The sequence below is a fragment of the Rhizobium sp. AN80A genome (assembly GCF_030053015.1).
In the GTDB taxonomy this organism is placed as follows: Bacteria; Pseudomonadota; Alphaproteobacteria; order Rhizobiales; family Rhizobiaceae; genus Rhizobium; species Rhizobium metallidurans.
This window is the reverse complement of sequence record NZ_JASJPX010000003.1, coordinates 1,818,013-1,840,702: the sequence shown is the minus strand read 5'-3', so window position 1 is coordinate 1,840,702 and position 22,690 is coordinate 1,818,013. Positions and strand designations below refer to the sequence as shown.

Here is a 22,690-nt window from a genome sequence, read left to right as displayed (position 1 = left end):
AGGCCCGGCCGCGCTTCTCGCAGCCGCCGTCATAAAAATGCAACCCGCTTTGGATTTTGGTGCTTGCGCAAGCCGTTGGGCCGGTCTATAGAGGCGCCGCTGGTCACGGAGTGTAGCGCAGTCTGGTAGCGCACCACGTTCGGGACGTGGGGGTCGGAGGTTCGAATCCTCTCACTCCGACCAGCCTATAACGCCTTGTCCCGAAAGGCTTTTTAGCTAAACCTAATTGATTTTTTGGGCGTGTCATCGAGGCTTGCTGACAGAAACGCTGACAGAAACTCCGGTTTACGCCGCGTCTTCCGGCCAAATATAGAAGCCCTCCGAAGAGGGCTTCTCAGTTCTAGTACCTGCAAGCGACGTTCAAAAGGTCAGACCGTAGCCGATCCAATTGATAGATCGCCTCCATCTTCTGAGCGAACTCGACGTCGTCGCCGCCAAGTTCTTCGATCTCTCTAAAGAGGTCCGTAATGCGAAGCTCGATAGCTTCATCGATCTGTGTCGAGGTGAAGGTTCTCATCCGCAGACTGCCTCTTCTTCCTCGTCGTTATCCCGACACCATTGATCGAAAGCCTCCTGGAGCTCGTCGCCTCGATCGTAGGCAAAGGCGTCCAACGTGTCGGTGTCTGGAAAGGGACCGTATTCGTCCCATACCCAATTTCGGAATCTCATGTCGTGCATATCTGTTCTCCCTGTGCGCCATAGCCGGCGACCGAGAGATGTTGTGACCTGGAAAAGAGCTTCGAATTTTCGCCGGCAGAGAATGGAGGCGGCTCGAGAGGGTCGTCAAACCACTGATGTACACCAGCGGGTAACCCAGGTTCCGGGCGGCGCTTGACCGCGTCGGCCACCGTACACGAGCCGCCTTGGGCGCGACCTCGGTCGCCATGACGTTAGGGCTGAAGCCCGCCGCGACCGCAGTCGCATCGTGATGGCAAGAAGGACTCGAACCTTCGACCTGCCGCGAATGCTGACCCTCACCGCCTGCAGGTCAGGATCGGGTCGTTTGGCCGCTCTAACCAACTGAGCTACTGCCACCACGGAGCATTGGTGCCGGACGCGTTTGCCAGACGAAATAGCCGGCGGAAATCTGATCACCCGATCTCGTAGACATCCGCCACATCGGCCGCATCCCGCAACCCCTTGTACGAGGCATGCCTGAGCTTTCCATCATGCGTCCAAGCCCGGTACTCGATTTCGGCGAATAGACGAGGGCGCACCCAAATGACATCCTTGCGTCGACCGCTGTAATTTACCGCCGGCTTCTTCGTCACTAGCTTGTCGAGTTGCTCGCGCAGCTTCCATACCGCCGCCTCTTTGAAACCCGTGCCAACCGATCCGACGTAGACCAGGTTGCCGTCCTTGCGCGCTGCCAGGAGCAGCGCGCCGATCCCACCTCGAGCGGACAACGAATGCTCGTAGCCAACGACAGCGAACGTGTCGCTCTGGATGCATTTGATCTTGACCCAATCGCCGCCTCGGCCGGATCGATAAGGACTGTCCTTGTCCTTCGCTATGATGCCTTCGAGGCCGTGCTCACACGCCGCCGCGAGAAGTGCTGCACCGTTGGCTTCGACTTCCTCGGACAGGCGGATCGCGCCCTCGGGTCCGTTGGGAATGATCCCTTCGAGCAGATGACGCCGCACCGACAATTCGGTGTTCAGCAGGGAGTGCCCATCAAAGTACAGCAGATCGAACACCATTAGCACCGAGGCGTCGGAAGTCTTCTTCCCGCCGCGTCCGCCGAGCGACTGCTGGAGCGCGCCGAAATCGGATCGTCCCTGTTCGTCGAGGACGACCGCCTCGCCGTCCAGGATAGCCATCTCTACAACAAGGTTCCTGGCGGCTTCGGCGATCGCGGGAAATCGGTCGGTCCAGTCATGTCCGCCGCGGGTCAGGATGCGGACTTTGCCGTGATCCAAATGGACCGCAATGCGGTACCCATCCCATTTCACCTCGAATGCCCACCTATCGCCGATCGGGGGCTTCTGCTTGAGCAGCGCGAGACAGGGTTCGATGCGATCCGGCATAGGATCGAACGGCAGGGACGGCTGCGCGGGATCGCGACGTCGCCGAGGCCGTCCCCGGAGGGAAGTATCCTGGTGTTGCAACAGAGGTTTACTAGGGCGTTTTACCATCTGTGGTGAGTACAGCAGGTAAAGTTTAAGTCGAAGTTTAGGGGGCGATTCCATTCGGTGGGTTGACGCGACTCGAAAAAGAGAACAGAAGAGGAACGCGATCGTTTAGCAACAGAACCCGCAAAATCTTGGAAAGTGAGATATCCACAAGGACCGCTCCAGCTTCCTGTGGTAATCGATCTTAACGATGCGGAAATGTTAATGCCCGATCTTGCCGATTCTGTAGCCTTGGCAAACTCCCGGGATTCTAAGGAGATTTTGATGTTAGACCGCCCAGCCGCTCCAACACCGTCTCAGGACTTCCTGGATTTCACCGCCGGTCGCAAGTTCGCGACGATTATGGCCGATCCGCCGTGGCAATTCATCAATCGCACGGGCAAGGTCGCTCCCGAACACAAGCGCCTGTCCCGCTACGGCACCATGGCGCTGCCCGAGATCATGGACCTTCCTGTTGCGAAGGCGGCCGCGGCGACGTCGCACCTGTATCTTTGGGTACCAAACGCTCTTCTGCCTGAAGGCCTTGAAGTCATGAAGGCGTGGGGCTTCCAGTACAAGTCTAACCTCGTCTGGCACAAAATCCGTAAGGACGGCGGCTCTGACGGTCGTGGCGTCGGTTTCTATTTCCGCAACGTCACCGAACTAATCCTGTTCGGTGTTCGCGGAAAGAACGCGCGCACCCTCGATCCGGGCCGATCACAGGTCAACTACCTGTCCTCTCGAAAGCGTGAGCATTCTCGCAAGCCAGATGAGCAGTATCCCCTGATCGAGGCTTGCTCGCCCGGGCCGTACCTCGAGATGTTCGGTCGCGGCGTCCGTAAGGGATGGGCGACTTGGGGTAACCAGGCCGACGAGGCATATGAGCCAGATTGGAAGACCTACGGCTACAATTCCGCCACTGACCGAGTGGCAGCCGAATAATCAGTCGGCTGCGTCTGCGATGCCTTCTTCGATAAGGCTTTCTTCCTCGCGCTCGATGTCCTCGAGCTGAAGGTTTTCGTCGAACGTAACGATGCTGGAAGGCAGCCCGATGAGTACGAGAGGGCAGGGGTTTCCGACGCCACGGTGGACCCTATCCTCAAGCTTAGACCAATGCGTCGTCGCCTGTCCGTACTTGTCCGACACGAACTGGCTTGCCCAAGCCTCCTCGTAAGATTGCCCGGCTCGCATGCGACGCTCGACTTCCTTGTTCTGACGCGCCGTTCGGCTCATCCCGAAGGCAGTGACGGCCTCATGTGAGTTCAGGCCGCGCTCCGTCGCGAAACGCTGCACCATCGCTTTCAACTCATCTTGCATCGACGTGCCGCGGGTGATGATGACGCCGACCGATATCGCGCCATCGGCGTGAAGGCGTTTGAAATTTTCGAGGTCGCGGTCGTAAAAAGGGTCTTTGTTGTTCCATTCTATCTCGGCCGCAATGACGCCGGGACCAAACGCCTTAACGTGATCGATCTCGTGCGAAATAGCCTCGCGAGCAACGCCATTGATCCGTTTTTCGACGGTGAAATTCATCTTCTCCCAGCCGCGCTCGGCAAGAGCTCGACGAAGACGCTGGGTGCCTTGAGACTCTCCGCCGCCGGAACCGACGATCTCCTCGATCGGGATCGACAAGGAGCCAATCGTCTCTTCAAGCTCGGCTACAGCCTGCGGGAAATCGACGCTGAGGATTGCTCGGGCGTGACTGTGGATGTCGACTTGGAAGCCGCGTTCTATGAGTGCGTCGAACATTGATCTATCGCTGTGATTCGGTCCCCAATCTTACCACAGCCAGTCGTTGCGTCTCTGTTCACGGAGGAGGAACGATCAGCACGAGGTTCGGAAAGTACTTCGTGAAATCTCGGGCATTGTCGGTCATCAACGGCGCGCCTTCTTGATGCGCGTCTGCACCGATGAAAAAGTCAGGCAGCAGGCTCTTCTTCGGGCCTTTATTGGCCTTCTTGTAAGTGTGGTACGCACGCCCAGCGCCAAACAGCGCGTCGTCACTGCCAGGGTATCGTTCGACGCCGAGTTCTGTAAGAACCTGGTTGATCTCGCCGACGTCCTTCATCGAAACGCTCACTTCCGAGTAAACGACGTCCGAAATCACGACCGGTCCAACTTCCTTTCTGGCATTGAATTTCTCGAGCGACCACTGGTGATTAGGCTCGTTGGTGTTGATCAGGGAGATCAAGATGCTGGAGTCCATGAAAGTGGTCATTCGCCCCTCATCAATTTCATAAGCTCCTCGGCTGTCATGCTGGGTTCGATGTTTTCTTGCTTCAGTCGGTCGAGCGCTGCCTGCGTGTTTCGCTTTACGAATTCAGCAAGGTCGAACTCTTCAAGGTCATCGGGTGAAAGATCGTTGAAGCCTGCGTATTTGGCGAGCATGGCGCAGGCGGCGGGTATGCTCTTGAGGACGCGGGGGTTGGTGCTGTGAACAGCTCCCCGAGGACGCGGGTCATTCTTCACGAAAAACTGGACGTCGGGGACCAATGTCAGCGTCCGTTCTTTGGTGGCGTCTTCGGAGAAGCGACCTCGCCCGCCGCACGCATCGTAAAGCGTGACCAGATGTTTGATAGCCAGTCGCTTTTCGAGCGTCGATGGCCCGGTCAATTCCAGGAATCCGTAGTCGGTGAGCAGGTCCGCGTATTCAGACGGCGGCGTAGCCAGTCGATCAATGCGACGCTCCTCGATTATCCGATCGAGGGCAAGAAACAGGCAGTCGACCCACCAACGTTCGATCCTGGTGGTGTTCATCTCTTTCAGGCGGCCGCCAATGAAGAGGTAGTTCAGGTTCGTCGCGAGCTTGCGGGTGGTCTCAGCTTGGTACCGAGGATCAGCCCGCACGAAGCGTTCGATGTCATCAGCGCTTATGCCCTTCGTCTCCCAGTTCCTTTTGCCGGCGATGAGTTCTCGCACATACGCATTGGCCCAGAGTGCTGGTCGTCGTTGCTCTCTGCGTGCGCGGGACCATCGCCCGGCAAGGCTGAGCAGGAACGCGAACAGTGCCAACTTGTCGAAGCGCGGGGAGTGGTCCCAATTGAGCGCCTGGAAAACGAGTTCATCGGCGCAGAGATGGTCGACGCCGCCGATGGACTTGTTGAATAGGAAGAAATTGACTGGGATGTATTCCGGCCGGCCGGCCGACCGAACGCGAGTTCGGAATTCGTGCCTTGGCACATCCTTCATCTCGTCGTTGAACCCAAGACGTATGATCGAATGAAGTTCCGATAGCCCAGCCGAAGGACTACCCCAGCTGAAGTTTTTGGTGAAGCTTCCAGGCCGCCAGATGTCAGTATTTGGGATATTAGTAGCCATCAAATTCCACAAGCCGTTTCGGCGATGAACCTATCCGGCAATCGTAAAAATACAACTTCAAGAACAAGTCAGCCCTTGACCGTGTTGAATGGCGTCGGCCGCCAAGGGTAGGCCCGAAATGAATTGCGAATAGTCGTGCCAGGCATTTGAGGCTCGCGGTCGTCGGCATATTTGGAGATATCCGCCGTAGTGTCGGAGAGGATGCGTTTCCCCTGCGTCTTCGCCCGAAGCCCCTGTCGAAACGTCAGATAGACTTCCTCAAGCGGACGCGACGGCGGCGGCACAGGTTCGGTTGCAACGCGCTTCTTCTTCACAGTGCGCTTCTTCGCCTTTGGTCTGGCCACGGCATCCCCCGGTTCTACCTGAGCTTGAAGCTATCATTGCTTGACTCGCGTTGCTATCCGGAACAAAAAAAGAACATGAAACATCGGAAAGGTATCGAATTGACCCGCGGTGGCCGTGGCTCGCCGATTTATGTCGGAGAGCTCGAAGACGTTGCGACCGACTTGAGAAAGATGATGGAGTGGGAGTGCGTCGGTGGTCGATGCGTCAAGTGCGAGCGAGAGGCATGGCTGGATCGGTGGGACCTTCAGCGGGGTCGGTCGAGCATAGTGCTTGCCGAGGTCGCCAAACGATTGCGGTGCCGAGCATGCGGCAACACCGAGGGCAATCGCATCATCCTCGGTCGCCTGCCTCGGGATTAGAACGCGAAATACACGATTGCCCCGAGGACCGAGCCGATCAGGACGACGCAGGCGGCTATTTGGCAGTATGACATCCAGAATGCGGGCATATCGGCCTGGCGTTCACGCTCTATTTCTTCCAGTCGCTTGCGTGTCTCGCTCGGCGCTTGGCCGACTTGGTTCCGAGCCTGGTGAGCCGCCCAATGATCTCGGCGGGTCCCAAAAATTCCTCCAGTCATGAATGAACTTAGGATGTTTCATGTCGTGCGCCTTTCCCCCAGATAACGCGCGCGATCTACATGGGCTCCGTTAATAAGTCGATCGCTATATTTTCGCGGACGGCTTGCCGAAAGGAATCGAGCCCGGCATATCTGCGGTCCGATAGGAAACGACGGAGGCATGGACATGGCGAACTTCGGGAATCCAGCATACAGCGCGGCCATCGGCAACGCGGGCGGGATGATGGTTCTCGCCGCTGCAGGCGTCGGTTTTGCCAATGCGCTCGGCGACGCAATCGCGGCAACAGCACGCGCCCGATACGAGCGTCGTTATGACGATGCTCTCACGTCTGCGACCCGCCATGCAAACGACATGGAAGAACTGGCTCAACTAGCTTTGACGATGCTCTCGGAACTTGAGGCCGACAACGCGCGCCTGCGCGCCGCATGCGCGCAACGTCAGCAAGCGCTCAACGCGCTGAAGGGTCGCCGCGCATGATTCATGAGATTTCCGATGATGAATGGGAGCGTCTCGCTGAGGTTTTCGGCTGGGAACTGCTCAACGAGAGACCAGATTTGGCTCCGGTCCTGCTTCGATCTCTCGAAGAAAACAAATGAGAAAGCCCGCCAATCGCGTTAGGCGAGCCTGAATTCCTTGGAATGATCTGGCTTGCCCAGTTGGGACTGTATACGCCAGATCATCTGCTCCTGCGGTGTCATTACGGCCCTCGGCGGCATCACAGGCGTAGCTGACTTCGCCGTGTCTACTGGCGTCACAGTCGGTACCCCGAAAATTCCGTGATTGCGGCCTTCAAGCCACTTACGGACCTTTGCAGGACCTGCGTTGGCGAGAGCTTTGAGTTCAAGATCGTCCATAGTCAGGAGCGTAATCCTCGCGTCCGCCGGAACGGCCGACAGATCGGTCGTAGCGCGAGCGGCTGGAGACGCGCCTGCGTACTTGACGACGCATTCGACGCTATCGCGATTGGAGTGCTGAGACGTCGCCTGGGCTTTGCGGTTGGCATCGTACTCCTCGAGCAGCTCCGTGCTCGTCATCGTGGGCGTGAACTCCGGATTGGGCATAGCTCCACCGCCGCCGAAAATCGCTTTGAATGGAGACAGAACGAGATTTTCGCACCACCTTAAACCGCTGACCCCAATCTTGAAAAGTCTCGCTATAGCGGCCGCAAGCGCCTTAAACATCATATGTCTCCCTGTCTTTGTTGACAGCCCTAGTCTTTGTCCAACGGCGGCAACTGACAAATGTGGTCGCGGATTTGTGTCGATCCGCCGGCCGGAACAACATTGACGGAGACCATTTGGGTCCAGGGAGACATCACAATGACAATGAAGTTTGAACGACCAAACCCATTCGCAGACCTCAAGCAGACAGCTAACGTTGTCCGAACGCGGCCCCTCGCAGCGCCGCCGACGAGGGTCGTCGTCCTCAAGCGCCGTGAAGACGGGACCGTCTTCGAGCGCTCCGCACGGCCCGCCTTTCTCTTCCGCGATCCGAAGTCGCCTGCAGGCAACATTGTCTTGCCCGACGGATATTATTGGCGCGGCTCAACAGAACATCTTGCGCGCGGTCGCGAGCTGGGACTCGACTAATCTACGCAAAGAAAAAGCCCGGGGAAAGAAACCCCGGGCTCGCGAACATCCAAGATGTTTCAGTCGATCGATCGGGCTTGATATCGGGAGACATCTGCTCGTTGATCGCCTGTATTTATAGTGCGGTCGGCCATTGCCCTGCACAAGTCCGCCGGCGGAAATTGTTTGAGAATAAATGTCTTCGGCTTCACTTGCATACCCGAGATTTTCGACACACCATTTTGATAAGGAAACATTCTTGCGGTGAAGCATGTCATTCAAGGGCTGGAAATTTATCGATCTTTTTGCGGGCATCGGCGCATTTCATTTGGCCCTGAAAGCTATAGGCGCGGACTGCGTCTTCGCGTCGGAAATCGATGAATGTGCCGCCAATGTCTACGAGCAGAACCACGGCCTGCGTCCAGCCGGCGACATCACAAAGATTTCCGAGACGGATATTCCAGCACACGACATCCTTTGCGCGGGCTTCCCGTGTCAGGCTTTCTCAATCGGAGGCCGTAAGCTGGGCTTCGAAGATACCCGCGGCACGCTCTTTTTCGAGATTGTTCGTATTGCGAAGCACCACAAGCCGCGCGTTATGTTTTTGGAGAATGTCCGAAATCTTGAAGCTCACGATGGCGGTCGGACGTTTGCAATGATGCGACAGTGCCTTCTGGACCTCGGATATTGCGTGCACAGCAAAGTCCTGGACGCATCGGACTACGGGTCCCCACAGAAGCGTGAACGCATCTTCATCGTTGCGTTGCGCGATGACATCAAACTCGAGCATCGGTTCTCTTGGCCTTGGAAGACAGTCATTCAGTACTGCGTCGAGGATATGCTTGACCTCGAAATCGTGAAGCCGATGTCCCAGGAGTTTATTCCGGAAAAAGATTTCGACGGTCGGAAAAACCGGATCGCACGTGTTGGACGGTTCGGCAACGGCGGCCAAGGATATCGTGTCTACGATCCCCGGGGCTTGGGAACAACGCTGTGCTCTGGCGGCGGAGGCGGTGGCGCGAACACGGGTGTCTATCTCGTGAACGGAGAGCCGAGAACTCTCACTGCGCGAGAATGCGCTCGGATTTCGGGCTTTCCGGAGGACTTCATTCTTCATCCTCGCGAGCGTCAAGCGATCAGGCAATTCGGTAACTCGATCGTTGTCTCAGTTCTGCGAGCCATTATTGGCTCGACAGCCCACCAGGTATACGAATTCTATCGCTTGCAGCGACTATCTGGCGTCGAAGAGGCGCTTCACGGCCGCCAGCTTAACTCGGCAGTCCTCTCCCGCCTCAGCAAGCTTGAACATGAACCGCGCGACGTCGCGTTCCTTGAGCCAGACGGTTCCGGCAATAGGTTCGGCGTCGCAGGTCAGCAGGAAATTCGGGACTTCGACCTTCCGCTCGACGACCTGGAAGATGGTCTTGGGGGCCGTGGTAGTGCAGGATGTCAGGACATTGAATGCGACGATGGTGAAGACCACGATCCAGGCGAGACGTTTCGGGGTTTTCATTTTGCACCTCCAAACCCGGACTTCCTGAGAGCCTCAAGAAGTCCAGACCTTCGGCGAGGAGAACCTCGTCGACTTCGATCATCGCCTCGGGATTGTTCGGGTCGGGAATCATCGTGGGGACGGGGGGGCCGTCGTCGCGATGAGAGGAAAACGGCCGGCAGAATCGTCTACGGATTCCGGCTGCACCGAGATGGCGCGCTTCGAAATCCCGACACCTCTTTTTCTGATCTGCGGCATGCGGCTTCCTGAGAAATTGATCTTCAGGAAGCCTGACAAAGTGATCTGCAAGATTCAGCGCAGCCCCATCGGCCGGCGAAAACGCAAAAGGCCCCGAGGTTTCACCCGGGGCCTTGGTTGTCGAAATCTAGTGCGTACGCGCCGGGTCCGCAGCTCCGTTGGCTTCAAGCGCCCCGTTGAAGCGGTTGAAGACCTGCTGGACGAAGTACAGCGTGAACTTCTCCATTTTCGCCATTTCCTCCTCATCGTCGCATTCGATGGAGCGAATGAGGATCGCCGCGAGGCAGGTGAGCGACATCAGCATTCCTTCTTGGTCGAAGCGGAACATGTCCGCGATCGCCCCGAAGGTGATGCCGCGCAAGGGCGTGATGGGGAAGACGTAGCGAGCACGCACCCCCTCCGCCAAGAACGTCTCCGCAAAGTCCGATGGAGGATCTCGTCATGTCTACGAACGCGAAGCGGTGAGGCTTAACTGCGAACAGCGGAACATGGCAGATTGCATCCACTTCGTTCGCAAAAACCTCATCGAGGAATTTGCGAGCGACAGCCTCGCCAGGCTTGACCATTGCGAGCGCAGTATTGCGCACCGCCTCCAATTCAGGAGGGAAGTCGGCGAGGATGGACTTTGCAAGTTCGTAAGAGCTAGCGCAGTTGAGGGCCTTCTGCTTACGACGTGCGTGACGGTTGAGGTTGTTCAGCTTGGCCATGCCAAGTCCTTTCGATCCCGGATCGGTGCGATGATCCGGGCATGAGCTACAGGGTCGCACCTATTCGCTCATGGAAGGAAATGAAGTCAGACAATCGTCGGCTCCTCTAGTTCGTTTCGACGAGGAGGGGTCTATCCGGGGGCGGCTAAGAGCCTGTAAAGATAACTGGTTACGAGGCCGGTGCAGACGTCGATCGGATTTTACAGTTCTTGCACTACAGCCCGGATTCCGCACGTATATCCGGGCCGTCTAATGCACGGGCGTCAGAAAAATGTTCCTTTAGGCAAGTTCGGCTTCATCGGCGTGGTGAATTATTTGCAAATCGTCACCGTCGAAGTCTCCCCTCGAAAGCGATCGGTCAACGGTCCAGGTCCAACGACTTCGACATCGCCGTAACTGTTCGAATACCACAACCTCGTCACGGTCATGGAGACGCTATCAGCCATGTCGTCGACGACCTTCAGTTTACAATCTTCGGACATCAAACTCTCCCTGTCGTTGGTGTCTGACATCAATGGTGTGACGGCCGGCGGACCGGCACAAATCGGCCGACGAGAATGTTGATGCTGTCGGCTTTCGGTTGTGCTAGCTCCGCACCACAACAATGGGAGCCGAAATGGTCGAGAACATCTTTGCACAGGCCCGGAGACGTCAGCGCGATGCCGAAATTGAGTTCCGGCATTTCAAGGCGTTGGCGATGGCCGAGATCGACACGCTGAAGGCTGCCAACCCGAGGTTCGAGGCACTTGATGCCTACTTCGGCTTCCACGTCGATAACCGCGACGACATCCGGCTGGAGCTACGGTTCGGCAGGCGAAGCATGTTTCGGAAGGACTACGACGGAAAGCAAACCGCCACCGAAGACGGAGCGTCGCTTCTTTATTCCCTTGGCGCAATGGGTGACATCGCCACGATCCTGTATCCGGCGAAAAGCACGTTTGGCAAGACCGAAGAAGATTTCGTATTCAGGGGGATCGGACCTCGATCAGGCCACCAGGTCTTCGGCAGTCTCAAGCGAGACTTCGACGACCTGGTGGCCTACGCCTATGTGTCCAGTATAGAGGCCGAGACCACATGGTGGGAAAGACGGCGGATCGGATGGCTGAGGTTTGTCAGTGCGATGCGTGTCGGCGACAAGCACGAGGCACCCAAGATCAAGGCACTCATGGGCGGCGCGAGCAAATCCCTGATGTTGGCGTTTCTGACGGCTCTAATGAGGCCAATTGCCATCGTGCTCGTGGCTGCACTGTTGGTCTGGCTCGGCAAGGACATCTGGATCGACCTACTAAGGGGTAAGGCGTGATCGGCGGGCCTAGCCTACATGCCCAGCTTGTCCATCAGCTTGCTAGCCTCGATCTTCGTTCGCCAGCGGTACAGCTCGCCTGAAATGCGATTGCCCATCGCCACCACTACGAAGGCCATGAAACCGAAGAGTGCGGCGTGGGCAACGGTCCTGTACGCCCAGTACGCCAAGCCGGCGGCGATGACCGTCATGATCGCCGTGTTCCAGAGGTCTTCGCGGTTTCGTGCTCTGGTTTTTACGGCAAGTTCCGCGATGTGAAAATTAAGTTCGGGCGGCATTGGCGCATCCTGGTTGACGGGATCGGTGCCGAAATCTGCATGCAGCAGGAACAAAAAGAAAGACCCCGCATTGATCGCGGGGTCCTGTGAACAAAGGGTTCGACGCAATTCACTCAGCTTGCTCGGCCGGCTCCGCCCATTCCCTCACGGTCGAGAGGACATGGAACACGTCGGCCTCGCCGATATCTTCGATGAGCTGGTAAGCCTTCAACTCCTCGATCAGCGTCTCTGCGCGCAGCTTGCGGAGAAGCAGGTTCCTTGTCTCCGATCGATGTTGATCCTCGGTGAGTTCATCCAGTGGCACCGCTTCCTTGGCAGCTCTTAATCGGTACTTCGGCATGGCAAAAGGCGGCCGATCATAATAGGCCAACCCGGTGCGAGCTTCGATCCCATCCTTGCAATAGGCGACGGGAACAGTCTGGAAGAAGCTCACCAACCATTTGTCGGCGCTTTCCACCGGCAGTAGACCTGGTACTGTCTTGGAAACATGCCAGAGATGCGTGCCAGCCTTCTCTGGCAGTTCGTATACCCAGATTACCGTGTCATCTCGTTGACGCCGGGGTCTATAACGATCCCGCAGGTGTGGTTCGCAAAAAGTCTGCTGAGTGCATCGGAGACGCTACATCTAATGGATTCATGGCTCAGGCCCGCGCCGCCGATGTCGACATGTTTGTCAACTGCCGTAGGTCTGCCCTTTTCGAAGTACGAGGCATGAGCTCGCCTTCTCGAGTAAGTGATTTCTGCGAGCAGAAGCAGGTCCCATGGCTTAAAAAATTCAGACATCAAATCTCTCCCTGTGTTGTTGTCTGAGACTATGATGTGCTGACAATCGGCATGCCGCGGCTTCGCCGGCAGGATTTCGCGACGTCTAAAATGCAACCGAACTCATGAACTTGGAATTCAACCCTTCCGGGTATGATCGATCTACGGTATTGGGGGTGGGCAATGGGCGACGTCGTGAAATTCCAAAAGCAAAGCGTGCATCATGCTAAGTCATCCGACGGCTTCGCCAAGACAGTGATCGCGGCGGTCGTCATCGCGTTCGGCGGCGGAGCGGGCGGCTACTACCTCCTCGGCGATATCCCGCTCGCCAAGGCGGCCGCGACCATCGCAAAGCCTCTAACGGCTTACGGTGTCTGTTCCGGCAGCGTGCGATATCATTGTGTAGTCGATGGAGACACACTCTGGATCGGTGGGCAGAAAATCCGTGTTGCCGACATCGACACGCCCGAGGTCAGTGAACCGCGCTGCGCATCGGAATTGGCGCTTGGCAACAGAGCTACGGCTCGCCTCGTCGAACTCGTAAACGAGGGGCCGTTCGAAATGCGAGCTTGGCCCGGGCGTGATGAGGACAAATATGGGCGGAAGTTACGCGTTCTCGTCCGCGACGGTCGAAGCCTCGGTGATATCCTCGTAGCCGAAGGGCTTGCTAGGACGTGGACGGGACGTCGGCAGCCGTGGTGCTGACCACCACTCGCTAGGGAGGCCCGACGGAGCCTCGGACGAGGCATTGTCGAGGTCGCGCAGCGCCCAAGCCTCAGGCCACCATTCGCCCCAATCCTCCGGGCCGGGATCAGTCGATGTCATCGTAGATATCCTAGCCAAATTCGTCCACGACGCGCTGATGCACGCGACGGCGTCGGCGATTTGTCGAGCGTGCGTTCTAGTGATTGCTCGCTCCAAGCGGAGTCGAACTAGTCTTTTCCAGAATGCCGCTTTCGAGCGGTTTTGTTGAATTCCGATAATGAATGTTATCGGAAGCCAGGGTTCCGAAGAATCATACTTCTGTTTGGAACCAAAGGGATGTTAGCTTCCACAAGCGATGCGAACCCGGCCCTCTGCGGGCCGGGGTTGTTCTTTTACTTAGTTTCCCCGTTCGGGAGGGCGTAGGCGATTACGTCATCGCCGCGGTTATCGTTGGTGCCGGTCCTCGTGGCACCGCCAGCGACGACGACTACATACTGTTTTCCGTCGTGGCCGATATAGCTCATCGGAGCACCTTGACCGCCTACAGGAAGTCGACCTCTCCACAATTCCTCGCCGGTGTCGTTGTCGAGTGCGCGCGTGTAGTAGTCCAACGTGCCGTGGAAGAACGTCAGCCCACCCTTGGTCACGAGAGGACCGCCCATTGTCGGCATTCCGAGCGGAATGAGAACGCCCGGTACGATTCCGTGAACCGGAGCGTCCTGGATCGAACCCATCGGAACCTGCCACTTGGTCTTGCCGGTAGTAAGATCAATCGCGGTCATTGATCCAAACGGTGGTTTGAAGCAGGGCACTCCGAGTGGAGACACGAACATCGAACGCTCGACACCCCAGGGCGTCCCGAGTTGCTCGGAGTATTCGCCTTCAGTCGAAGGCTTCAGTCCAATTCGCTTCGCCTCGTCCTGCTTGATGAAGCGACCCCATTGGGCCAGATCAGCGTACCGGTCGACGCGTCGATCGCTCCGCCACCCCAGTTGAAGCCGCCATAGTAGCCCGGGTAAATCAAGGTGCGCTTCTTGTCGGAGAGAGGCGTGAACGGTCCCTCCCAGCGCATTTCCTTGAATTCGATCCTGCAATAAAGCTGATCGAAGATCGTCGCGCCCCACATATCGGACTCTTTAAGGCTTTCGGCCCCGACCGAGATCGCGGAGAAAGGCTGTGTGGGCGATACTTCCATGCCGGGCATTGCGTCCGTCGGAACCCCACGCTGCTCTACAGGGAAAACCGGCTCGCCGGTGCGACGGTCGAGGACGAAAATCTCCCCGCGTTTGGTCAACTGGATGAGCACGGGTGTCTTCGTGCCGTCAGCCTTAGGCAGGTCGTAGAGGATTGGTTGCGAGGAGACGTCGTAGTCGTACTGGTCGACGTTGGCGGTGCGGAAGTGCCACCGTTCCTTGCCCGTCTTCATATCAACGGCGACGATGGCGTCGTTATACTCGTCGGAATAGGAGTGACGATTGCCGGTCCAGAAGTCAGGCGTCTGGTTCCCGGTTGGGAAGTACGCCAATCCGAGAGCGGGATCATAAGCTGCGGTGCCCCAGAAATTCGGGGTCTCTGGAGCGTAGGTTTCACCTTCAGGCAAGGGCGTGCTGTCGGTTGCGCCACGCGCGGCATCCCATGCCCAAAAAATTTTACCCGTACGGACATCGAAACCGCGCACGACGCCAGACGGTTCGCCAACCGTGAGGTTGTCGTTAAGCCTGCCTCCGACCATCACGACGCCGTCGGCGACCAGCGGTGCGGACGTCACGTTGTACGATCCTTGCTGACCTCCAACCGGGTCTTTCGTGAGACCAACGCTGAGGTCGACTGCGCCGTTGACGCCGAAGTCTTGGCAAAGCTTACCTGTTTCTGCATCGATCGCCAGCAGCCGTGCATCCGTTGTGGACGTCAGAATGCGTTTGCGGCAAACCTCGGGCAGTGGGGCGACCGCTTGGACGCTGTCAGGGGTAGATGTGTCGCCCGCCGGTGCGGTAGATGCCGTGAGATCGGCATATCCGACACCGCGGCAACGTCTCCAGCCAGCGGTGCTTTGCGATATCTTTGCATGCGGATCGAACTTCCAGCGTTCCTTGCCGGTTGTTGGATCGAGTGCAATCACGATGTTGGACGGTGTGCAAAGATAGACTGTGTCATCGATCTTGAGAGGCGTGACCTGATATTCTTTTCCGTCAACAGCGAGGTCGCCGGTGTGGTATGTCCATGCGACTTTCAGGTCTTTGACGTTCGATTTGTTGATCTGGTCGAACTGGACGAAACGATTGCCTGTCGTTCCTCGACCCCAGGCTGGCCAGTCGTTTCCGCTTTCCTTGCCTGCATCAGCATTGATTACGGGCGCTGGCTGATGGCTGGTGGCGACAACCGTCGGGTGAGGGCGGAACATGCCAGCCACGGTTCCGACGAAAGCGGCGGCAAGCACGACGACGAGCAGACCGCCTGAGCGAATTGTCAGCGCCGGTGCTCCCGATCTGCGAGCGAGAAGCGGCGATATCAAGGCCGCTCCCAACGCGATGACGAGAAATGTCACAGTGCGCGGCACCAGCTGCCAGAAGTCGATCCCGACCTCGGATATCGCCCAGGCGACGCTAAGGATCAAAAGACCTAGTGCTGTCCACAACGCTGCGGCCTGACGGCGGAATGCGAAATAGCCGATCGCCATCATGATGACGCCGGCTGCGAAATAGAACCAGGAGCCGCCCAATGTCAGGAGCTTGACGCCCCCCGCGGCCAGCCCCAGCCCCAGCAGGGCAACAACGACCCCGAGGACACGAAGTATCCACTCAATAAAGATTTTCATCTGAAGTATCCGTTAGATTCAGGAACGTGGGAGTGCGTTCCAACAGTGCGAGCAAGCAATCGGGATCAAACGGCTTCGGGTAGCTTTTCGCCGATTATCTACATTCGTGGAGACCCGCTCGCGCATTTCGATTGATTCCGGTTGTTGGTTGCCGGACCATTTGGCTCAGCAACCAGTGTCCTGGTTAGAACCACGCACAAATACGCCCGCCCGGCGAATGGCCGGGAGATTTCGACGAATTTGCTTCGCAGTAGAGGTTTCCTTGGGAGGAAGGCCTTTCTATAGAACCGGGATATGCGGTGCGACAAGTCGCCACCGATGCTAGGCTGGACGGATTCACGTCATCAAAATGATTGACATTTCGACGCGTTGACGGCGTCCCTTTTTTCAGGAGGAAGATGGATCAGCTTCGTGTCGCAGCGATGATTAGGAAGAGCGAACATGGGGATACAAAGTCGGCCTCCAGGGTTTCGTGACGTCGCTGAACTGGCGGGCGTCAGCGTGACCACCGTCGAGCGTGTTCTGAACGAACGGGGTAGTGTCTCGCCCACGACCCGAATGAAGGTGCTCGAAGCCGCAAGCCAAATCGCGCTCAGGCGGGTTTTGCCAAACCCTGATTTTGGCAACCTCCGTATCGAGGCAATCTTGCCTTCAAACCCGACGCCTTACTGGCAAAAGCTATCTGCTGCACTGAAGGATGCAAAAAAGCTCCTACCGCGAGGTGTCACACTCCATCGAACATTCGTTCCGGAGAATGATCGAGACGCTATGATCCGCGCAATTACGAGCGCAGAGATGAAAAAGAGTGCTCTAATTGTCGCGGCGGAAATAGATGCGGAGATCGAACGTAAGCGCGATTTTCAATGCGCATTGACGGCAGTTGACGGACACTTGCGCTTAGCTGGGTAGCAGTACCCAGCTTTATCAGGCCGCCGTGGTCTTGGAGTAATTGAAGGGCAGCAGGTCGCCGATGTCGTCGGCTTCGTCAAGCTGGGGCAGCTCAGTGAGGACGTGGCGCAGCCAAGAGAGCGGATCGACGCCACAGGCGCGGCAGGTCAGCATCAGACTGTAAATCACAGCGCTGGCCCTGGCTCCGTCAGCGGTATCGCTGAACAGCCACGATTTTCTTCCGGTGGCAAAAACTCTGATCTCGCGTTCCAGAATGTTGTTATCGATCGGCATCCTGCCATCGCTGGTGTAGCGCGTCAGATAATCCCATTGGTTTAGGGTGTAGGACACAGCATCGCCGAGCTTGGTATCCGGTACGACCTTCGGCGCGATGTTATCGAGCCACGTCTTTAGGGCGTTCAGGACAGGCAGGCTGTGCTGCTGGCGGAAACGGCGAATGCAATCGGCCTTTGTCTCCCCTGGATCTGGGGTCTTGTCTCTTGCCTGCTTTTCGATCCGATAGAGCTGCTCGAAGAACCGGAGCGCCTGCTCCGGCGGTCCGCCTCCATTCTTCCTGGTTTTGAGGGCCTCGACAAAGCGCCGCCGTGAATGCGCCATGCATCCGACATGGGTTGCGCCATGCAATGTGCGCCAGGCTGTGTAGCCGTCGGTCACCAATATGCCGTCGTAGTCACCGAGAAAGGTCTGTGGGTGGATTTGACCGCGGCCGGGCTGGTAGTCGAGAAGCACGATTGGTTCGTCACTGTCCTCGCTGCTGCGATAGGCCCACATGTACGACGTGCTGGTCGCTTCCTTGTCTTTTTCCTTCAACACCTGAACCGTCGTCTCATCGCCATGGATGAGAGAATGCGATCGTAGTCGCAGCTTCAAAGCATCATAGATGCGGTATAGATGCTTCTCGCTCGAGCCGATGACCCAATGCGCAAGAGCGCCACGGCTGATCGGAACGCCAGCACGCTCGAATGTTTGCGCCACGCGGTAGAGCGGCGTGCCGTCGACGTATTTATGCACGAGCGCGAAGGCCAGCGTCGAAGCAGTAGCGATGCTGCCCGGCAAGGGTTGCGGTGGCATCGGTGCGATTACCACAGGCGTGTTGATCCCGGTACGATCGCAGTGGCGGCAAGCGTACTTGAACCGCACATTTTGCAGGACCTTTGCCTTGACCTCGATATGGAGCTGCTCGCTAACGGCTTCGCCCATGCGATGCATTGGGCTTTTGCAGCACGGGCAAGCCTTCTGATCGTCAGCAAGGTCGTATTCGACACGCTCGCGCGGCAGGTCTGCCGGCAGAGGCCTGCGTCCCCGCTTTTTGCCCGTAACGCCCTCGGCCGCAGGCAAGCCAGTATCCGGAAGCTCGACAACATCGTCTTCCTCGCGACCACCTTCGACCGCAGCCTCTTCGGCCTCGTTGAAGAGACGATCAATGTGCTTCTCACTGCGGGGTGCAAAGCGATGGAGCTTTGCCAGTGCCAGTTCTTCTTCCAGCTTGACGACCCGCTGCGAGAGCGCTTCCTTCTCGGCTTTGAGCGCAGCGATTTCGGCAGCGTTGGCTGCTAATTGCGCCATCAGTTCTGCAATGCTCGGTTCGCCGGTGCGCGTCATCAGATTCTTGAATCTGAACCGCCCCTGCGCGTCAATCTCAATTCGCCATCCTCAGCCAGCAATCTGATACTGCCGCACGGGATGGCGGATCATCGCATCGATATCGATGCCATCGAGGATCCAGTGGAGTTGCTCTGTCGTCAGCGTCACCACTGCGGTTTCCCGGCGGGGCCACCTGAACCGGTCTTCCGTTAGTTTCTTCAGGACCATAACAAACCCGGACCGATCAAAGAACAAGAGCTTCACCCGGTCACGCCTGCGATTGCAGAAGGCAAACACTGATGGAGCAAACGGGTCTAGCTCCATCACCTCTTGCACAAGGACCGCTAGGCTGTTGATGCCCGCGCGGAAGTCGATGGGTTCCCGATGGAGGTAGACCTTCAGATCAGCGCCCAGTCTGAACATGGCTCAACGCTCCTATGATTGCCGCCAGACCATCGACATCGCTGCATTCCAGCGTCAGGCTGACCCCGTTCGGCAGCACCGCGCTCAGCTTGGATGCATGAGATCGCTTGCCCACCGGCTCCACCTTCGTCAGTGGACCGCTGGCAGAAGACGAGTGCATATCCGTAGCTATCTGAACCGGAACGAACCTAGATACCGCAGGCAATGCACTATCTTCTTTAGCTCTCTTCACCCACTTGCGAACGAGATTGGCGTTGACGCCGTACTCCAGAGCTAGACGCGAAACCGAAACGCCGGGCTCTAAACACGCTGCGACAAGCTGATCTCGGGAGGAAGGGTCATATCGACGGCGACCGTCGCGGCCAACAAGCCGCACCTGCAGTTTAGGAGCATCGTCCATGATTTGGTGTCCACCTGTTTTTGGTGGACACTTCATGCATCAGAGCACTCCGCTTCAAAAGGCGCATAGAAATTCGCGCTTACGATCGAACGAAGTCTTAGTGACTTCATCGAGCAGGGAGGGATTTTGGTCTGCATCTCCACAATGATCTCGGGGCTTCCAGCACATGCATTCAGTGGCATCGACAACGTTGCTGCGGGCAGAACTGCGGCCTCTCTTGTGAACTTCGGGCTTCGGGCAAACGGTGGGCACGTGCTGGTCCTCCAAGCGAACTCCACAATGCAATCACATCGTGACCGGATCGAAGGTTTTGTCGGACATCTGGATAAGTTGGCAACTGTCGAAATATTCCTGACAAACGAGACGCCTGGCGCTTCTCGGGAACACTTCGCAGCCATGCTTGCCGAAGGTCGGAAGCCGGCGGCGGTTTATGAAACCGGAGACCCTGGCGACGAAATAGCGTCAATCATGGAGACGCTGCATGACAAGCCAATCTGGATTGGACACGAGCGGAACGAGGTCCATGACGAACTGATGCGTCAAGGCGTACTCGACTTCGTCATCGATCAGGACCCGCTCCGGCAAGCGAAATGGGCGCTTGGTGACGTGCTCGCGAGGCTCGGTATTGAGAAATCTGCCTTCTCGAACGTCCGCAGACCCGAACTGCATCTATTCTGCGCGGCGAACCTTGATACGGTGTAGAGCCGAACTAATGCACTAGCCACGAGGCTCATGGAGTGCTCGGTAACACGCATTGCGACGCAGAAATCTCGTCGCAATGCGTGACCGGTGCCCTAAGCTTGGACTTGGTAGCCAGCCGCGGCCATCACTCGCAGAAGCTCCTTGTGGCCCTTCTTCGCCATTTCCAGAGGCGGGTTCTTGACCGGGTCTTGCTCGGCTTCCACGACGAACCATCCCTCATAGCCGTAGGACGCCAGACGCTTCACGATGACCTCGAAATCCAGGCTGCCATCTCCTGGCACCGTGAACGCTCCCTTGATCACCGCGTCCAAGAAGCTCTCTCTGGTCCGATCCAGCCCGTTGATTACGTCGAGGCGGACGTCCTTCGTGTGAACGTGGGTAATGCGGCCATGATGTTTGTCGATTACGCGGAGAACATCGCCGCCAGCGAACGCCATGTGACCGGCGTCAAACAGCAGCGGAAGAGCGTCGCCCGAATGCTTCATCAGAAGATCAAGCTCATGTTCGGTTTCAATCGGGGCCGCCATGTGGTGGTGGTAGGAGATAGGCATCCCTTGCTCGGCGCACCATTCCGCGAACTCGGTCATCTTGCGACCGTAGACCTTCACTTCATCGTCCGTGAGCTTTCGCTTCGTGGCCAGCGGCGCGGTACGGTCACCCTGGATAGTGCCGGCCGTTTCGCCATAGACGATGCAGGGTGCGTTCACCGCCTTGAACAGCTCCATCTGCTGCGCGATTCGGTCTTTTTCCGCTTCGATGTTGCCGTCGAGAAGAAGACCCGAAAACCAGCCGCCGCAAACGCTGATACCGTATTGATTGAGAATAGGCGTCAGTACCTTGGGGTCCATCGGAAAGCGGCGACCAGTCTCCATACCGGTAAAGCCCGCTTGGCTGGCCTCCGCTAGGCAACCCTCAAGCGAGATATCGCTGCTGATCTCCGCGAGATCGTCGTTCCACCAAGCAATTGGCGCGATTCCCAGTTTAGCCTTCATGCGACCCTCCTCAATAAGCGATCAATGTGATCAAACTCCTCGCGATCCGCTCCTACAGAATATATATTGACAGATCAAGAAATTTGCAAAAAATGTTGCAAACTTGTTGCGAGCTACCGTCGACATCAGTCGAGACAGCAGCAATCGAATTTACGAGGAGGGTGGAGGAAACCTTGCTTGACCTTATCTTGCTGACCTGCCGTCGCGATTAGCGGCAAACCCTTAAATTATCCGATCACACCTCCGAGCTTCTAAGCAGGGTGCTAAGCCGCGCCTATACGCGTGCACGAGGCTGATACGCTCTACAATCAAAGGATTGACCAGATGAAAAACAAACTTCGGCTCGGGCTCATTGGATCGGGCTTCATGGGGAAAACCCACGTATTCGGCTTTGCCGCAGCCCAAAGGGTCTTCGAGCTTCCCTATGACGTCGAACTTGCCTGTATCGCCGACGTAAGTATTGCGCAGGCCGAAGCTGCCCGGTCTGCCCTTGGCTTTGCCCATGCGACAGACGACTGGCGTACAATCGTCAACGATCCCTCGATTGACATCATCGATATCACAGCTCCCAACGCGCTTCACAAGGAAATGGCGCTCGCGGCCATTGCGGCGGGGAAGCATGTCTACTGCGAGAAGCCGCTGGCTCCCTTAGCCGCTGACGCGCGGGAGATGACCGAGGCCGCAGAACGCGCAGGGATCAAGACACAGGTCGGCTTTAACTACCTTTGCAATCCGATGATCGTCCTTGCAAAGCAGATGATTGCCGCTGGCGAACTTGGTGATATTCGGGGCTATCGTGGTCTTCATGCCGAAGACTACATGGTCGACGAAAGCAGCCCGTTCACTTTCCGACACGATCCGGCAGGTGGCGGAGCGCTGGCAGATATCGGTAGCCACGCGCTGGCGACAGCAGAGTTCCTGCTCGGGCCAATCAGGAAGGTTATGGGCGATTGTGTTACGATGATCCACGATCGACCGGACGGGCGAGGCGGCCGCAAGACTGTTACGACGGACGACGTGACGCGGGCATTCGTTCGATTTGAGAACGGCGCTAGCGGATCGATCGAGGGCAACTGGATCGCTACCGGCCGCAAGATGCAGCACGATTTCGAGGTCTACGGGACAAAGGGAGCGATTTCGTTCACACAAGAAAGGTTCAATGAGCTGCATTTCTACTCGACGGCGGACGCCAAGGGACGCCAGGGCTTTCGCAAGATCGAAGCAGGGCCTGACCATGCACCCTACGGCCGCTTTTGCGTCGCTCCAGGGCATCAACTCGGTTTCAATGACCTGAAAGCCATCGAAGTGGCTGGCTACATCGAGGCAATCGCGGGTGCGCGACCCGAACCTTTCAACTTCCGGGCGGGCCTGAGAATTCAGACGGTAATCGAGGCGATCCAGCGTTCGTCGCGCGAACAGTCCTGGTTGACGGTGGAGTAG

The 22,690-nt window shown here is 57.3% G+C and carries 23 protein-coding genes and 2 tRNA genes; 9 read left to right on the top strand and 16 right to left on the bottom strand.

Features of this window, described 5'->3' with window-relative positions; all coding sequences use genetic code 11:
* Nucleotides 1-106: 106 nt before the first annotated feature.
* Nucleotides 107-183 (top strand) — tRNA-Pro (locus tag P3R82_RS20680).
* 743 nt (nt 184-926) lie between these two features.
* Here the strand turns inward: P3R82_RS20680 and P3R82_RS20675 are convergent.
* Nucleotides 927-1,036: transfer RNA gene (locus P3R82_RS20675), tRNA-OTHER, on the bottom strand.
* A gap of 55 nt (nt 1,037-1,091) precedes the next feature.
* Nucleotides 1,092-2,135, bottom strand: a complete 1,044-nt coding sequence (gene ligD / locus P3R82_RS20670; RefSeq protein WP_283195148.1) for a non-homologous end-joining DNA ligase — start codon at nt 2,133-2,135, stop codon at nt 1,092-1,094.
* Nucleotides 2,136-2,336: 201 nt separating this feature from the next.
* Here ligD and P3R82_RS20665 point away from each other — a divergent pair, with 201 nt between their 5' ends.
* Entirely contained in the window at nt 2,337-3,053 is a 717-nt protein-coding gene (locus tag P3R82_RS20665) for an MT-A70 family methyltransferase (RefSeq protein WP_283195147.1), read from the top strand.
* On the opposite strand, the gene P3R82_RS20660 is transcribed toward P3R82_RS20665, so the two are convergent.
* From P3R82_RS20660 to P3R82_RS20645, 4 genes are all read right to left on the bottom strand, one after another.
* Nucleotides 3,054-3,860: a BglII/BstYI family type II restriction endonuclease gene (locus P3R82_RS20660; protein ID WP_283195146.1), complete on the bottom strand. Its 807-nt coding sequence runs from the start codon at nt 3,858-3,860 to the stop codon at nt 3,054-3,056.
* 58 nt (nt 3,861-3,918) lie between these two features.
* Nucleotides 3,919-4,329, bottom strand: a complete 411-nt coding sequence (locus P3R82_RS20655) for a type II toxin-antitoxin system VapC family toxin (RefSeq protein ID WP_283195145.1) — start codon at nt 4,327-4,329, stop codon at nt 3,919-3,921.
* Nucleotides 4,326-5,429, bottom strand: a complete 1,104-nt coding sequence (locus P3R82_RS20650) for a hypothetical protein (RefSeq protein ID WP_283195144.1) — start codon at nt 5,427-5,429, stop codon at nt 4,326-4,328. Before P3R82_RS20650 ends, P3R82_RS20655 begins: the two co-directional genes overlap by 4 nt.
* A gap of 68 nt (nt 5,430-5,497) precedes the next feature.
* Nucleotides 5,498-5,773, bottom strand: coding sequence for a hypothetical protein (locus tag P3R82_RS20645; protein WP_283195143.1), 276 nt, complete (start codon nt 5,771-5,773; stop codon nt 5,498-5,500).
* A gap of 738 nt (nt 5,774-6,511) precedes the next feature.
* On the opposite strand from P3R82_RS20645, the gene P3R82_RS20640 reads away from it, so the two are divergent.
* The gene (locus P3R82_RS20640) at nt 6,512-6,829 is read left to right on the top strand and encodes a hypothetical protein (protein WP_283195142.1); all 318 of its coding nucleotides are present in this window, start codon (nt 6,512-6,514) and stop codon (nt 6,827-6,829) included.
* A 137-nt stretch (nt 6,830-6,966) separates the two neighbouring features.
* Here the strand turns inward: P3R82_RS20640 and P3R82_RS20635 are convergent, their stop codons facing one another.
* The gene (locus P3R82_RS20635) at nt 6,967-7,533 is read right to left on the bottom strand and encodes a hypothetical protein (RefSeq protein WP_283195141.1); all 567 of its coding nucleotides are present in this window, start codon (nt 7,531-7,533) and stop codon (nt 6,967-6,969) included.
* Between the two features lie 658 nt (nt 7,534-8,191).
* On the opposite strand from P3R82_RS20635, the gene dcm reads away from it, so the two are divergent.
* On the top strand, nt 8,192-9,682 hold the full coding sequence (gene dcm / locus P3R82_RS20630) for a DNA (cytosine-5-)-methyltransferase (protein ID WP_283195140.1): 1,491 nt from the start codon (nt 8,192-8,194) through the stop codon (nt 9,680-9,682).
* Nucleotides 9,683-9,797: 115 nt separating this feature from the next.
* Here dcm and P3R82_RS20625 read toward each other — a convergent pair whose 3' ends face one another.
* Entirely contained in the window at nt 9,798-10,076 is a 279-nt protein-coding gene (locus P3R82_RS20625) for a hypothetical protein (protein WP_283195139.1), read from the bottom strand.
* A gap of 917 nt (nt 10,077-10,993) precedes the next feature.
* Between P3R82_RS20625 and P3R82_RS20620 the strand changes: the two genes are divergently transcribed.
* Entirely contained in the window at nt 10,994-11,680 is a 687-nt protein-coding gene (locus P3R82_RS20620) for a hypothetical protein (protein WP_283195138.1), read from the top strand.
* Between the two features lie 14 nt (nt 11,681-11,694).
* Here P3R82_RS20620 and P3R82_RS20615 read toward each other — a convergent pair whose 3' ends face one another.
* Both P3R82_RS20615 and P3R82_RS20610 read right to left on the bottom strand, forming a co-directional pair.
* A complete protein-coding gene (locus tag P3R82_RS20615; RefSeq protein WP_283195137.1) occupies nt 11,695-12,012 on the bottom strand; it encodes a hypothetical protein in 318 nt (105 codons plus the stop codon).
* A gap of 55 nt (nt 12,013-12,067) precedes the next feature.
* Nucleotides 12,068-12,415, bottom strand: coding sequence for a hypothetical protein (locus P3R82_RS20610; RefSeq protein WP_283195136.1), 348 nt, complete (start codon nt 12,413-12,415; stop codon nt 12,068-12,070).
* Between the two features lie 488 nt (nt 12,416-12,903).
* On the opposite strand from P3R82_RS20610, the gene P3R82_RS20605 reads away from it, so the two are divergent.
* The gene (locus tag P3R82_RS20605) at nt 12,904-13,425 is read left to right on the top strand and encodes a thermonuclease family protein (protein ID WP_283195135.1); all 522 of its coding nucleotides are present in this window, start codon (nt 12,904-12,906) and stop codon (nt 13,423-13,425) included.
* A 392-nt stretch (nt 13,426-13,817) separates the two neighbouring features.
* Here P3R82_RS20605 and P3R82_RS20600 read toward each other — a convergent pair whose 3' ends face one another.
* Both P3R82_RS20600 and P3R82_RS20595 read right to left on the bottom strand, forming a co-directional pair.
* Nucleotides 13,818-14,207 carry a hypothetical protein gene (locus tag P3R82_RS20600; RefSeq protein WP_283195134.1) on the bottom strand — a complete coding sequence of 130 codons (390 nt, stop codon included), beginning with the start codon at nt 14,205-14,207 and terminating at the stop codon, nt 13,818-13,820.
* Nucleotides 14,208-14,320: 113 nt separating this feature from the next.
* Nucleotides 14,321-16,240, bottom strand: coding sequence for a PQQ-binding-like beta-propeller repeat protein (locus tag P3R82_RS20595; RefSeq protein ID WP_283195133.1), 1,920 nt, complete (start codon nt 16,238-16,240; stop codon nt 14,321-14,323).
* A gap of 441 nt (nt 16,241-16,681) precedes the next feature.
* Here P3R82_RS20595 and P3R82_RS20590 point away from each other — a divergent pair, with 441 nt between their 5' ends.
* Nucleotides 16,682-17,149, top strand: a complete 468-nt coding sequence (locus tag P3R82_RS20590; RefSeq protein ID WP_283195132.1) for a LacI family DNA-binding transcriptional regulator — start codon at nt 16,682-16,684, stop codon at nt 17,147-17,149.
* Between the two features lie 15 nt (nt 17,150-17,164).
* On the opposite strand, the gene P3R82_RS20585 is transcribed toward P3R82_RS20590, so the two are convergent.
* Genes P3R82_RS20585 through P3R82_RS20575 form a run of 3 tightly spaced genes read right to left on the bottom strand, consistent with a single transcriptional unit; the run spans nt 17,165 to nt 19,559 of the window.
* On the bottom strand, nt 17,165-18,751 hold the full coding sequence (locus P3R82_RS20585; RefSeq protein WP_283193606.1) for an IS66 family transposase: 1,587 nt from the start codon (nt 18,749-18,751) through the stop codon (nt 17,165-17,167).
* 51 nt (nt 18,752-18,802) lie between these two features.
* Nucleotides 18,803-19,156 carry an IS66 family insertion sequence element accessory protein TnpB gene (gene tnpB / locus P3R82_RS20580; protein ID WP_076846215.1) on the bottom strand — a complete coding sequence of 118 codons (354 nt, stop codon included), beginning with the start codon at nt 19,154-19,156 and terminating at the stop codon, nt 18,803-18,805.
* Nucleotides 19,137-19,559 (bottom strand): transposase, encoded by a 423-nt coding sequence (locus P3R82_RS20575; RefSeq protein ID WP_283193908.1) that lies wholly within the window; start codon nt 19,557-19,559, stop codon nt 19,137-19,139. Before P3R82_RS20575 ends, tnpB begins: the two co-directional genes overlap by 20 nt.
* 81 nt (nt 19,560-19,640) lie before the next feature.
* On the opposite strand from P3R82_RS20575, the gene P3R82_RS20570 reads away from it, so the two are divergent.
* Nucleotides 19,641-20,258, top strand: coding sequence for a substrate-binding domain-containing protein (locus tag P3R82_RS20570; RefSeq protein ID WP_349294081.1), 618 nt, complete (start codon nt 19,641-19,643; stop codon nt 20,256-20,258).
* A 92-nt stretch (nt 20,259-20,350) separates the two neighbouring features.
* On the opposite strand, the gene iolE is transcribed toward P3R82_RS20570, so the two are convergent.
* Nucleotides 20,351-21,250 (bottom strand): myo-inosose-2 dehydratase, encoded by a 900-nt coding sequence (gene iolE, locus P3R82_RS20565; RefSeq protein WP_283195130.1) that lies wholly within the window; start codon nt 21,248-21,250, stop codon nt 20,351-20,353.
* Between the two features lie 324 nt (nt 21,251-21,574).
* Between iolE and P3R82_RS20560 the strand changes: the two genes are divergently transcribed.
* Nucleotides 21,575-22,690, top strand: coding sequence for a Gfo/Idh/MocA family oxidoreductase (locus P3R82_RS20560; protein WP_283195129.1), 1,116 nt, complete (start codon nt 21,575-21,577; stop codon nt 22,688-22,690).